Consider the following 13,464-nt stretch of genomic DNA (forward strand, 5'->3'; position numbering starts at 1 on the left):
GCTCAACATGGAAATCTTCAATCCGAACAGCAACGTCCACTTCCTCGGCCTGCGCAGGTACAGCATCGGGCTGGCGATCGCGCTGATGATCGCCTCGGTCGCGCTGATCTGGGGCAAGGGCCTGAACTACGGGCTGGACTTCACCGGCGGCGTGGAAATCCAGGCCAACTACAGCCAGCCGGTGACCACCAACGACGTGCGCGACGCGCTGGAGAAGGGCGGCATCAAGGACCCGACGGTGCAGAGCCTGGGCGGCACGCGCCAGGTGCTGATCCGCTTCCAGCCCAAGGACGACACCGTCCATCCGCCGCAAGGCGACAAGGTGAACCTCGACGTGATCGCGGGCGACGTGGGCAAGGCGCTGAAGGCGGCCCGGCCCGACGCCGTGGTGGCCAGCCGCAACTACGTCAGCTCGCAGGTGGGCGACGAGCTGCGCAGCAGCGGCACGATCGCAGCGATCCTGGTGATCATCGGCATCGGCCTGTACCTGTGGATCCGCTTCGAGCGGCGTTTTGCCGTCGCCGCGCTGGCCACCGAGGTGCACGACGTGCTGGTGACGCTGGGCGTGATCGCGCTGGTGCAGCGTGAGTTCGACATGACCGTGCTGGCCTCGGTGCTGGCGGTGATCGGCTACTCGATCAACGACAAGGTGGTGGTGTTCGACCGCATCCGCGAGCTGTTCCGCCTGGCGCGCAAGGCCGAGCCGGAGGAGATCCTCAACCGCTCGATCAACAGCACGCTGTCGCGAACCATCATCACCTCGCTGTTCACCGGCATCGCGATGGCCGCGCTGTTCTTCTACGGTGGCCCCAGCGTGCACGGCTTCGCGGTGACCATGCTGATCGGCATCGTGGTGGGCACGCTGTCGTCCATCTTCGTGGCCAGTCCGATCCTGCTGTGGCTGGGCGTGTCGAAGAAGGACCTGATGCCGGTCACCCGCGAGAACCCGGAGCTGGCGCGTCGTCCATGAGCATGCATCGCCCGCTCCGCGGGCGATTCCGCCATTTCTCCCCCGCTCGCGGGGGAGAGGTCTGAAAGGCAGAGAGGGCCGCTTGGTTTTCTCTCCCCCGCGTGCGGGGGAGAGGCCCGCAGGGCAGAGAGGGCAAGCTCTCCCAAGCTCCATCCGAACGGCCCGGATTCCGGGCCGTTCGCGTTTCCGGCAATCGACCCTTATCCCGCCGACCCGGCGGCAGGAAGCTCCGCATCCAGCTGCGCCAGCCGTTCCGGCGTGCCCACGTCGGTCCAGCGCCCGCGGTGGCGGCTTCCCTGCAGCCTGTTCCGCGCCATCGCCGCCTCCAGCAGGGGCCGCAACTTGAAGCGCGGCGGTTTCGCCTCGGCGCCGGGCGCGTCGCCCACGGCCTCGCGCCAGTCGTCCAGCAGCTCGCGGCGGAACACGCCGATGCCGCCGTAGGTGAGCTTGGGTGCGCCGCCGGCATGCAACAGGTCGTCGTCGCCCAGCGCGAAATCGCCTTCCGGATGATGCGCGGGATTGTCCACCATCAGCAGGTGGGCCAGTCCGCCCGGTTCGGCGGGCAGGGCGGCGAAGTCGGCATCGCACCACACGTCGCCGCTGATCGCCAGCACCGGCTCCGGCCCGAGCAGCGGCAGCGCGTTGAGCAGGCCGCCGCCGGTCTCCAGCGGCACCGGCCCCTCGTAGGCGTAGCGGATGCGCAAGCCCCAGCGCGAGCCGTCGCCCAGCACCTCGGGAAATTGCCCGGCGAGGTGCGAGGTATTGACCACCACGTAGTTCACCCCGATGGCGGCGAGTTTCTCCAGATGCCACACGATCAGCGGCTTGCCACCCGCTTCCAGCAACGGCTTGGGCGTGCGTTCGGTGAGCGGGCGCATGCGTTCGCCCAGGCCGGCCGCGAAGATCAGCGCGTGCCTCATGGGCTCGCCTCCCATCCTTGCAGGGGTACCGGACGCGCTCCTCCCCCTGCAAGCAGGGGGAGGAGAAAAACCTGATGTGCGTCACGCGCCCCCTCCCCTGCTTGCAGGGGAGGGTCGGGGAGGGGTGCTTCTGGCGCGGGGGCCAAGAGCACCCCCTCCCGGCCTCCCCCTGCAGGCAGGGGGAGGGGGAAGGCGCTGCGAGCTTCGGTGCTCATGCGCCTGCCGCCTGCGCAAGGTCGCGGCCCGCGACGTGCCGTTCCAACAGCTCGGCGAATGCCGCCAGTTCAGGATAGCCGCGCGCCACTTCGATCACATAGCGATACACCTGCGGCACGTCCTTCAGGTAGCCCGGTTTGCCGTCGCGGTACCACAGCCGGTAGAACTGGCCGAGCACGCGCACGTGGCGGTGCAGGCCGGTGAGGTCGAACCAGCGGCGGAAGCGCGTGGCGTCCACCGCGTCGTCGATCACGCCGGCGCCGAGCAGCCGCCGCCGGTACGACTCCACCCATACCTCCACGCGCTCGCGCGGCCAGGCGACGTAGGCGTCGCGCAGCAGCGAGGCGAGGTCGTAGGTGAGCGGCCCGTGCAGCGCGCCCTGGAAGTCGATCACGCCCGGGTTGCGTTCGTCCGTCACCAGCAGGTTGCGGCTATGGTAGTCGCGGTGCACGAACACGCGCGGCTGCGCCAGCGCGTTGCGCACGATCACGTCGAAGGCGGCTTCCAGCACGTCCCATTCTCCGCAGCTTGGCGCATGGCCGAGGTGGCGCTCGAGGAACCACTTCGGCATCACTTCCAGGCCGTTCACCAGCACCGTGCGGTCGAACGGCGGCAGGTCGTCGCACGCCACGCGCGTCTGCATGACGAGCAGTGCGTCTATCGCGTCGCCGTAGAGGCGGTCGGCGCTGGCGTCGTCCAGCGCGTCCAGGTACAGCCGCGAACCCAGGTCCTCGATCAGCAGGAAGCCCTGTTCCAGGTCCTGCGCGCGCACCTCGGGCACGTGCAGGCCGGCGGCGGCCAGCCGCGCGCCGATCGCCAGCCAGGGGCGAGGGTCCTCCCGCGCCGGCGGCGAGTCCATCACGATCCAGCTTCGCCCGTCGTGCCGCGTGCGCCAGTAGCTGCGGAAGCTGGCGTCGGACGAGGCTGGAGCGAGAACGAGGCGGGCGTCGCCGAGGGTCTGGCGCGCCCACGCGAGGCGGGTGGCGGCGCGGTCTTGGGAGACGGTGGGCATGACGTGCGGGTGGCCGGAAACACGCCATGCAGCTTAGCGGCGCGGCAGTCGCCGCGCGAGCTGCCGGCATCGGCGAGGCCGGAAACGGTCAGTCGGAAGGCTTGCGTGCGGTGGTGGCGGCAAGCGACGCGATCAGTTCGCGTACCAGTTTACGCTGCGCATCGGGGAGGGCGAGAAAGTCCTCGATGGCCAGGCGGTCATGGCCGCGGACGTGGTCGGGCCAGGCGACATTGGGTTCCCGCACACCCTTGCGCGATGGCGCGCCGAACCGCAGCTCGTGCGGCAGCATGCCCACGATGCGCGCCAACGCCTGCATGTTCGCCTGCTTGGGCAGGTGCTTCCCGGAAAGCCAACTGGAAATCGCCTGCGGGGTCACGTTCTCGCCGCCGTACTTGGGTACCAGCTTCTCGAGCACCGTGGGGCTTGCTTCGATGCCCGCAGCTTCGAGTGCGGCGGCCAGGCGCTCGGCGAAGGCGGACTGTTCGGTCTTCATGGGCGATGACCATAGGCGGCGCCATCGCGAGCGAAGGAAACTATTGCTTTATAAAAATTGAAAGTTTTGCTTTCATTGGCGATCGGAATCCTGCCGGTCGTCGCCATGCCCAAGTCCCTGCTCGAACAGTTGCCCGAGATCGTCGCCCGCGGGCGACAACAGGCGGAGAAGATCCTGGAGAGCCTGGAAGGGCGGCACCGCGTGGGCCTGCAGACCCGCGAGTGGGTGCTGCCGTCGCGGGACACCCGCGACACGGACTGGATCGCTGCCGCGAACCGGCAGGCGCATCTGGATGCGGAAGGCGAGGGCGGTTGGACGAACCGGCTGATCTACGGCGACAACCTGCTGGCGATGGCCGCGCTGCTGGCCGGCGACGAACACACGCCCAGCCTGCGCGGCAAGGTGGACCTGATCTATATCGATCCGCCGTTCGATTCCAAGGCCGACTACCGCACCAAGGTCGAGTTGCCCGGTGTGGAACTGGAGCAGCGGCCCACGGTGATCGAACAGTTCGCGTATTCCGACACGTGGTCGGATGGGACGGCATCGTATCTGGCGATGATCGTGCCGCGCCTAGTGTTGATGCGGGAGCTACTGTCCGATACGGGATCGATTTATGTCCATCTGGGCATCCAGGTTAGCCATTACGTGAAAATCGTGATGGACGAAATTTTTGGTAAGGACAATTTCGTCCAGGAAGTCATCTGGGCTTACGGCTCACCGTCCGGGGGGCGGGCCGCTGGCCCCAAGATGGTCAAGATCCATGAGTACATTGCGCACTATGCGAAGCGCTACGACAACCGGTACACCAAGAAGGTGTATCTACCCTACGACGAGAAGTACATCAACGATTGGTTCAAATACACGGATGAAGACGGTCGTCTGTATCAGCGCCGGCAACGCGGCCGGGATGAAAACGGCGAAGCCATTTGGGAACGTCAGTACTTGGATGAAAGTAAGGGGGTGCCGGCGTCCACCGTCTGGACAGACATCAAGCAGATCTATGCAGACCCGCGCGCCTATAAGGCCAATCAGGCTAGGCATTCCGAAATCACGGGGTATGAGACCCAGAAGCCGGAACGCCTCCTGGAACGGATCGTCGAGCACTCTTGCCCCGAGAGGGGGCTCATAGCTGACTTCAATGGTGGCTCCGGCACCACAGCAGTCGTTGCCGAAAAACTCGGCCGCCGCTGGGTTACCACAGACCTGGGCAAGCCCGCCTGCATGATCATGCGCAAACGTCTGATCGACCGGGGCGCAAAGCCGTTCCTGTATCAGGTCATTGGAGACTATCAGGTGGAGGCGGCCAGAAACGAGCTGGGCCGCCGCTTCCGCGTGGGCGACCTGTCGACCATCGTGCTGTCACTATATGGCGCGTTGCCATTGCCGGTGGAGGAGAGCCCGCTGCGCAACCTCGGTGCGGTGGTGTTCAACGGCAAGAAGACGCTGGTGCTGGTCGACTCTCCGAACAAGCTCACCGGCGACGCCACGCTGCGCAAGGCGATCGCCCAGCGCGACAACCTGATGGGCGGCTGGGATCGCGTGGTAGTGCTGGGCTGGAACTTCGAACCGTCCATTGGTCAGAGCATCGCCGCGCTCAACGATGACCGGCTGGAAGTGCTGGTGATCCCGCCGGATTTGCTCGACCGCCTGCGCAAGAAGGGCGGCATCGAGAAGCTGCGCGGGCAGGTGCGCTTCTCCAGCCTGCAGTACCTCACCATCAAGCCCGTACGCCGCCAGCGTAGCGGTGATGGTGAGCAGTTGCAGGTGAAGCTGGACAACTACGTGCTGCTCTCGCCGGAGGCAATCAACCTCGACGAGGCCAATCGCGCCAAGCTGCACAGGGTGATGAACGCCGAACCACTGGCGCTGATCGAGTACTGGGCGGTGGACCCGGACTACGACGGCATGGTGTTCCGCTCGGTGTGGCAGGACTACCGCGGCAATACCGCCAACGACGACGACCCGCTGCGCGTGGTGACCGAAGCGCGCTTCGACGTGCCGGGCAAGGAGGGTGCGCGCCGCGTCTGCGTGCGCGTGGTGGACGTGTTCGGCTTCGAGGCCGAGGTGGTGCAGGCCGTGGCGGAGTGCGCGCCATGAGCCGCGCCGCATCGACCGACGATCAGCTTGCGCTGGCCAGGGCGCTGACGCAGCGCGCGCAGTCGCTTTGCCTCGGGCTGGAGCATGGCGAGGCGGAAATCCTCGAGCTGGTCACGCCGACCACGGCGGAGTTGTTGAGCTGGTGGTTCAGCGAGGATGCCTGCCAGTCGCGCGCCTTCAATTTTCACGCCGGGCAACGGCAGGCCATCCTCAACACCATCGTGGCGCACGAGGTGCTGGACAGCCCGAATCTCGCCGACCTGTATCGGCAGGTATGCGCGGATGAACTCCTGAAGGGCGACCGGCTAGCCGAAGTCGGGCAAGGCAAGCACGCGCACCCGAAGTATTGCCTGAAGATGGCCACCGGTACCGGCAAGACCTGGGTGCTGCAGGCGCTGCTGGTCTGGCAGATGCTGAACCGCACGGCCGCGTTGGTGGGAGGGTTCGACGATCCGCGCTTCACCCGGCATTTCCTGATCGTCGCACCGGGGTTGATCGTGTACGAGCGCCTGCTGGACGCGTTCCTGGGCAAGGAAGGCGGCGACGGGCAACGGCGCTTCGAGACATCCGACGTGGCGGTCTGCAGCGAGTTGTTCGTGCCGCCGGCGCATCGCGAGCAGGTCGAGCAGTTCGTGCGCGGCAACGTCTGCACCAAGCAGGAGATCGGGCTGAAGGCGACCGGTGGCGGCATGATCGCCATCACCAACTGGCACCTGCTGGTGGATGCCGAGGCGGAAGAAGAACAGCAGGAAGCCGAGGACCCGTCGCTGGCGACGCCCGGCATGGTGGCGGATGCCGCCGCGGTGGCCTACGACGTTCTGCCGCTGACGCCGGGACGGGCGACGGGCAACAGCCTGGACGTGCTGGATCGCCGCTGGGCGCGCGGCAACGTGCTGGCGTACCTGGCCGGCCTGCCGAGGTTGATGGTGTTCAACGACGAGGCACACCACATCCACGAACTGAAGCGCGAAGGCGAGGCCGACGAGGTCGAGTGGCAGAAAAGCCTGTCGCGCATCGCCGCCGGCAAGGGGCGGCATTTCGTGCAGGTGGATTTCTCGGCGACGCCCTACAACGATGTGGGCGGCGGCAAGAAGAAGCGCAAGCTGTACTTCCCGCACATCGTGGTGGATTTCGACCTGAAGGACGCGATGCGTGCCGGGCTGGTGAAGTCGCTGGTACTGGACAAGCGCAAGGAGATCGGCGCGCTGCCGCTGGAGTTCAAGGCCGAGCGCGACGAGAACGGCAACCCGGCCCTGTCGGAAGGCCAGCGCGTGATGCTGCGCGCCGGGCTGCACAAGCTGCGCAAACTGGAAGCCGATTTCGCGAAGCTCGACCCGACGCGCAAGCCGAAGATGCTGGTGGTGTGCGAGGACACCAAGGTTTCGCCGCTGGTGTCGGACTTCCTGCGCGACCAGGGCCTGCAGGACGACGACGTGCTCACGGTGGATTCCGGCAAGAAAGAGGAGCTCGGCGAAAAGGAGTGGCAGCGCGTCAGGCAACAGCTGTTCGACGTGGACCGGCGCGCGCAGCCGCGCGTGATCGTCAGCGTACTGATGCTGCGCGAGGGCTTCGACGTCAACAACATCTGCGTGATCGTCCCGCTGCGTTCGTCGCAGGCGCAGATCCTGCTGGAGCAGACCATCGGGCGCGGCTTGCGGTTGATGTGGCGCGACCCGGGGCCTGTCCAGGACATCAAGCGCGACAACCGCGAGCGTATCAACCGCGGCGAGGAACCGGATTCACTGATCGACATTCTTTCCATCGTCGAGCATCCGGCGTTCCAGAGCTTCTACGACGAACAGCTGGGCAAGGAGCTGGTGGGCGAAACCGGCGATGATCTGGAAAACAGCGTTGGCGACCTGATTCCGGTGGGGCTGCGGCCGGATCACCAGAAATACGACTTCGCGATTCCCTTCATCCTGCGCGAGGCGGAGGATACGCTGGAGCACCTGCCGATCGACGTGACCGGCCTGCAACCGTTCGGCGGCATGACGCGCGAGCAGTTGAGTGCGCTGGTCGGCAAGGGGGATGTATTCACGTCGCACGACCTGCAGAGCAGCACCTTGTTCGGCGACTATCGTGTCGATGGCGCGATCATGGATGTTGGCGGCTACAACGAATGGCTGTCGAGGCTGACCCGCCGGATCACCCAGGCGCTGAGCCAGCCGCTGCCGGAAGGGCGCAGGGTCGCCGCCCATCTCGCCAAGCCGTACACCCAAGTTGGTTCGGCGGTGTTGGCCACGGCCATCGACGACTACATCCGCTCGCGGCTGTTCCGGGAGGCGTTCGAGCCCTTTGAGAACGAGAACTGGCGCCTCCTGATGCTCCAGCCGGTGGTCGATCACGTGGTCAAGGTATTCGCGCTGGCGCTGGTGAAGGCGGAAGACCGCAGCACGAGCGGCGTGGTGGAGGTGCGCCATCGCCGTCTGTCCGAGGTAAGCCAGTTGCCGATGCGCGCGAGCGCGTCGCTGGAAGTGGAAAAATGCATCTACCTGCGCTTGCCGTACCCAAGCCGAAGCGGTGGCCTCGAGCGCGCCTTCATCGAATGGGCCTTGCACGACGCCGGCGTGGCGGCGTTCTGCAAGATCAGCGAGACAAGGCACGACTTCGTGCGGCTGCGCTACGTCAAGGACACCGGCATGCCGGCGTTCTACTCGCCGGATTTCCTGGTGCGCACGGCGGATGCCATCTATCTGGTCGAGACCAAGGCGCAGGACCAGACCAGCCATCCGAACGTGCGGCGCAAGCGCAAGGCCGCGGCAGCCTGGTGCGAGCGCATCAACGCCTTGCCATCGGAGTCGCGCAGCGGACTGCCCTGGCATTACGCGCTGGTCGGCGAGTCGATCTTCCACGATTGGCGGCAGAATGGCGCGCGGCTCGGCGAACTGCTGGCATATGCGAAGGTGCGTGAAATGCCGACGGCACAATCCCAGGGCGGCCTGGCTCTGGGCGATGGCGTGTAAAGGATCTCGCCGGAAGGCACTCGGGCCGACAGACCAAACGAGAGTTTCGCTGGCGCATCCATCCCATCACTGTGGGCGAGTGCTGACGGTTCTGTCAGGCAGGTAAGGATTGCGGTCCAGCGCGGCGAGCACGGCCCAGGCCGTCGCGGCGAGGCACGGTTGGTGGCGGTACCAGGAGTACACCGCGGTGATGCGCGGCGCCGGCGTGGCGTAGAGGAAGCCGCCCGGCGACGCCTGCCGCGCGATCGAGGCGAACAACGGCTCCGCCCTGGCCCCATCGCCCACCCGGCGGTAGACGAGCGCGGCCTGCGCGGTGCCTTCCGTCCATAGCCCGTCGCGGTCGTCGGTGAAGTCGAAGCCGCCCTGCACGGCGTTCATGCGTTCGACCCAGGCCAGCGCGCGTCGCCATGGCTTCGGCGCGTCCGGCAGCAGCTGCGCCCAGAGCTGCACGTCGAGCGCGGATGGCGTGCGGAGCGGCGTCGCGCCATCGGCCGTGGTGCCCATCCAGAAGTGGCCGCTCGCCGCGTCCCATTGCGCGGCGACGAAGGCGCGGGCGCGCTGCGCCTGTGCACGCCAGTCGCCGCCCGGTGCGTCGATCCGGTCCAGCCACCCGAACAGTGCGGCGAGGTCGATGTTGTGTTCGGTCGATTTCCACGCTGCCTTCCTCGGCGCCAGCAGGAAGGATTCGACGCCGCCACTGAATCCGCCCGCGCCGCGCGTATCCAAGGCATGGCCGACCACCCAGTTGGCCAGGCGTACGGCGGCGTCGCGCCAGCGTGCCTCGCCGGTGGCATCGTGCAGCGCCAGCAAGGCCAGCGCGGCCCAGGCGACATTGCCGCACGAGCTGCCGTCCTGGTACGCGCCGGCATACTGGCGCGCGGCGTCGACCCAGCGTTTCCGCCCCGCATCCCACCATCCGTTCGGCAGCGGCCGGTCGCCCGCGACGACGCCGGCGCGGTAGGCGTCGCGCAGGCGCGTGTCGCGTGTCGCCGCGAGCCGCAGGGCTTCGCCGATGCGTTCGGCCTGCGGGCGCCGGTTGCAGGCGAGCAGGGCGATGACGGCGAGTGCGTTGTCGTAGGTGAACGCGGCCGAGCGCAGGGAGGGAAGGTCGGGTACGCCCCGCCCGCGCCGGTTGTCGTAGCTGCGCAGCAGGACCGGGGCCTTGCCCGGCAGTGCGTCGACGCGCGACGCGATGGCGTCGCAGCCGGTCGCCGCGATGGCCTCGATCCTGGTCGCCACGGAATGCGCGTGCGCCGGCGGTGTCGCCCGGGCCGGCGGTGTCGCGGGCACGGCAAGCACCAGGCATGCGGCGATTCCGAACAAGGCCGCCATTCCCGATCGACCGGCCCGTGGCCGTGGCGAAGCGTCTCGCGGGAATGGCGGCAACGGGGAGATCGCCATGCGGTTGTCTCGTCCCGCCGCGGCGCATGGCTGGCATGCGCCACGGCGGCGGCTTGCCGGGCGCGCCTCGTCAGAAGTCCGCGCGCAGGCTGAGGTTGTAGCGGGTGTCGTCGCGGAAGAAGCCCTTCGGCACGGACAGGCCGTCGGTGTTGACGATCTCGCGGGTCTTGAACGTCGAGTTCAGCAGGTTGGCCACCTGCAGCGCGACCTTGACGTGGTCGTTGAGCGCGTAGATCACCGAACCGTCCAGCCGGCCCTGGGCGTCGGCCATGACCGGCAGGAACGGATAGTCCGCGCCCTGGCCCGAGATCAGGAACTGCGAGCGCCAGTTCCAGGCCAGCCGCGCCGACCACGGGCCTTTCTCGTAGTAGGCGGTGAAGTTGAAGGTGTCGCGGGACAGCTCGGACGGCGGCAGCTTCTTCTGGTTGATGCACTGCGTGGGTGCCACGTAGCCGCTGGGGCAGTAGTCGACTGCGCCGAAGCCGAGCCCGTGCGGCTTGATGTAGGTGTAGTTCATCTGCGTGCCGAAGCCGGACAGCCAGCCGGGCAGGAAGTCGTACTTCTGCTGGTAGGCCACCTCCACGCCGCCCACGCTGCCCTTCTGGTCGAGGTTGGCCAGGCCCGCGGTGTACTGCTCGGGATAGGTCACTCCGTTGTTGGTGACCGTGGTATCGACGACGCTGGTGATGTACTGGATGGTGTGGTTCAGCTGCTTCCAGAACAGCATGCCGGTGAGCGAGCCGGCGTTGCCGAAGTACCACTCCTGGGTCAGGTCGAAGTTGTGCGCCGTGATGGGCTTGAGATAGGGGTTCGCGCCGGAATAGCCGTTCCCCACCGTCGGCACGGTGCTGCCGTTGGTGCCGTAGGGCAGCAGTCCGCCGACCGATTGCCCTGCCTGCAGCTGGACCAGCGATGGCCGGTAGATCGACTTGGAGAAGGCGAAGCGGGTGATCAGGTCGTCGGTCCAGCCGATCGCCAGGTTGAAGCTGGGCAGCCAGTTGCCGTAGGCGTTGCTGGCCGTGATCGGGGTGAACGCGCCGTTGGCGAAGTTCATGTAGTCCTGCTGCTGCGCCGGCGTCAGCGCGCAGAACGTGCCCGGCTGCGGCGCCGGTCCGTTTGCGCCCGAGTTGCAGTACTGCGCGACGGTCTGTCCGTTGAGGGTCTGCGCCATGTTCGGCAGGATCAGGTAGCCCGAGGCGTCGTCCTGGGTATGGATGTAGCGCAGGCCGACATTGCCGCTGATCTGCAGGCCGCTGAGGAAATCCATGTTGTTGTTGCCGAAGTTCAGGCGCACGTACGTGGCGTTGGTCTTCTCCCTGTTGGAGGCGATTTCCTGCGGCAGGTAGTACGTGCCCGGCACGAACCGGTCGCCCGCGACGTACTGCTCGCGGTCGTAGTTGGTGTAGTAGGGTCCGACGGCCCCCGGGGTGGTGGCCAGCCACTGCTGGTTGATCCGCTTGATGGCGGCGGCGGCCTGCCAGAACTGGGTGAGCGGGTTCAGGTTGAAGTAGGGCACGACGACGCCGAAGTCGCCATGGTCGAAGGCTGGCAGGTCGACGTGGTACGGGGCCACGTCGGCGGGCGTGTCGGCGGCGGTGATCGGGGCTATCCCCGGGCTCGGCGTGCTGATGGGCACGTAGTTGAACGCCGAGCTTCGCACCGTTTCGCTCTGGTCGGTATGCCGGAAACCGAACTGGAGGTCGTTCAGCGGGCCGCTGTCCACGTCGAAGCTGCCGTCCAGGCGGAAGGCGCGCTGGTTGCCCCAGGAATACCGCTGGCTGTCCTGTGCCGCCGCCCAGTAGGTGTTGGCGGGGTTGGCGAAGTACTGGGCCGTGGTTTCGTTGGGGTCCGGCGACAGCAGCTTGACCGTGGGCACGTTGTCGCCGTGCGTGGCGAGGTACCAATTGGCGTTGGTCAGCTGGCGGATGTAGTAGTAGGCGTACTTGTACTGGGAGTGCGTATCCTGCGCGTCGAGGCTCAGGTGCAACCGGTCGTTGACGTTCCACTTCAGGTTGAAGCTGTAGTCGTTGGTGACGTAGCGGCTGCGGTAGCCGGTGCTGTCGAACTGGGTCGGCAGGCCGCCGTACCGGGACGGGTAGCTGTAGTCGCTGGGCAGCGCCGTGACGATGCCGGACTGGAACACGCCGCGCGAGTCGAACACGGGCGTGGTGCCCGCCAGCGGGATGTCGCACTGGTTGGGATCCGACCAGGCGCAGCCGTCCGTCGAGGCCTGCAGGGTGTGCTCGTAGGTGGTTTCGGTGTCCGAGGCGCGGTCCCACTCCAGCGTGGCCTGCCAGGCCTTGTCCGGGCTTTCCCACTGCGCCGCGAGCACGTGGCCGAAGCGCGTGCTGGTCTGGTCCTGGGTGCGCAGGTCGGCGCCGATCGGCAGGTAGGCGTAGGGGCCGTCGGTGCCTTCCGGCAGGCCGGGGTAGTTGTCGAGCCGGTTGCCCGGCAGCGTGCAGCCATTGCAGCGGCGCTGGAAGTCGACCAGCGAGATCGCGTTGTCGGCCTGGTCGATGCGGTCGTAGGCCAGGTTGGCGAGGATGCCGAAGCGGCCGATGCCGGTCGTCCAGTTGTGGCTGAACAGGCCGGCGAACTGCGGCGTGCCGCGCTTGTCGAGGCTGCCCCAGTAGTCACCGACGGTGAAGGCCGCCTGCGTGTCCTTGTTGCTGTCGAACGGCTTGCGCGTGTGCAGGTCGATCGAGCCGGCGATGCCGCCCTCGATCATGTCGGCCGTCTGGTTCTTGCTCACCACCACCGCGCCGATCAGCTCCGGCGATACCGTGGAGAAGTTGAGTCCCTGGCCGCCGCCGGCGGAGAACACCTCGCGGCCGTTGAACAGCGTGCTGGTGTAGGGCAGGCCCTGCAGGCTGATGTCCGAGCCCTGGATGGAGAAGTGGTCCGGGTCGTTGGCGACGCCGAAGGCGCTGACGGCCAGGCCCGGCACGCGCTGCAGGGCCTCGGTCACCGACAGGTCGGGCAGCGAGCCGGCGTCCTGCGCCGAGATCGCGTCGACCACGGTGTCGGCGTAGCGCTTGATCTCCTGCGCCCGGTTCAGGCTGGACGAGAAGCCATTGACGGTCATGCCGCTGAGTTGCGTCACGCTCTTGTCGGTTGCCGGCCTGGAGCCTTTCTGGGCGGCCGGCTTCGTGTCCTTCTTCGCGGCTTGCGCGGCGGGCGCGTTCTGGTCGCCTGCCGGCGTCGCGGTCTGTGCGGTCTGCGCATGCAGCTGCCCGGCCGCCAACAGCGTCAGCGCGATCGCGAAGGACAGCCGCTGCGGCTGGTGGGCGTTGCGTGCATGCGAATGCATGGATGGCTTGTTCACTTCTGCTCTCCCCGGATGTTCAGTGAATACTCGACCGTTGCGGTCTCGTCCCTCGGCTTTCCGC

General features: G+C 67.1%; 8 protein-coding genes. 3 read left to right on the top strand and 5 right to left on the bottom strand.

The genetic code is table 11. The features are described 5' to 3' along the window. Nucleotides 1-7: 7 nt before the first annotated feature. Nucleotides 8-970, top strand: coding sequence for a protein translocase subunit SecF (gene secF / locus QMK61_RS15085; protein WP_302073055.1), 963 nt, complete (start codon nucleotides 8-10; stop codon nucleotides 968-970). Between the two features lie 200 nt (nucleotides 971-1,170). On the opposite strand, the gene murU is transcribed toward secF, so the two are convergent. From murU to QMK61_RS15100, 3 genes are all read right to left on the bottom strand, one after another. Beyond that, the gene (murU, locus tag QMK61_RS15090) at nucleotides 1,171-1,890 is read right to left on the bottom strand and encodes an N-acetylmuramate alpha-1-phosphate uridylyltransferase MurU (protein WP_302073056.1); all 720 of its coding nucleotides are present in this window, start codon (nucleotides 1,888-1,890) and stop codon (nucleotides 1,171-1,173) included. 211 nt (nucleotides 1,891-2,101) lie between these two features. Next, nucleotides 2,102-3,118, bottom strand: coding sequence for a phosphotransferase (locus QMK61_RS15095; protein ID WP_302073057.1), 1,017 nt, complete (start codon nucleotides 3,116-3,118; stop codon nucleotides 2,102-2,104). An 88-nt stretch (nucleotides 3,119-3,206) separates the two neighbouring features. Continuing rightward, nucleotides 3,207-3,611 (bottom strand): helix-turn-helix transcriptional regulator, encoded by a 405-nt coding sequence (locus QMK61_RS15100; RefSeq protein WP_302073058.1) that lies wholly within the window; start codon nucleotides 3,609-3,611, stop codon nucleotides 3,207-3,209. 105 nt (nucleotides 3,612-3,716) lie between these two features. On the opposite strand from QMK61_RS15100, the gene QMK61_RS15105 reads away from it, so the two are divergent. Next, entirely contained in the window at nucleotides 3,717-5,711 is a 1,995-nt protein-coding gene (locus QMK61_RS15105) for a DNA methyltransferase (protein WP_302073059.1), read from the top strand. Further along, nucleotides 5,708-8,674 carry a DEAD/DEAH box helicase family protein gene (locus QMK61_RS15110; RefSeq protein ID WP_302073084.1) on the top strand — a complete coding sequence of 989 codons (2,967 nt, stop codon included), beginning with the start codon at nucleotides 5,708-5,710 and terminating at the stop codon, nucleotides 8,672-8,674. Before QMK61_RS15105 ends, QMK61_RS15110 begins: the two co-directional genes overlap by 4 nt. 66 nt (nucleotides 8,675-8,740) lie before the next feature. On the opposite strand, the gene QMK61_RS15115 is transcribed toward QMK61_RS15110, so the two are convergent. Together QMK61_RS15115 and QMK61_RS15120 are read right to left on the bottom strand one after the other, a co-directional pair. Beyond that, nucleotides 8,741-9,997: a hypothetical protein gene (locus QMK61_RS15115; RefSeq protein ID WP_302073060.1), complete on the bottom strand. Its 1,257-nt coding sequence runs from the start codon at nucleotides 9,995-9,997 to the stop codon at nucleotides 8,741-8,743. 148 nt (nucleotides 9,998-10,145) lie between these two features. Further along, entirely contained in the window at nucleotides 10,146-13,385 is a 3,240-nt protein-coding gene (locus tag QMK61_RS15120; protein ID WP_302073061.1) for a TonB-dependent receptor, read from the bottom strand. Nucleotides 13,386-13,464 lie beyond the last annotated feature (79 nt).

The sequence above is a fragment of the Fulvimonas sp. R45 genome, assembly GCF_030504985.1.
GTDB lineage: Bacteria > Pseudomonadota > Gammaproteobacteria > Xanthomonadales > Rhodanobacteraceae > Rhodanobacter_A.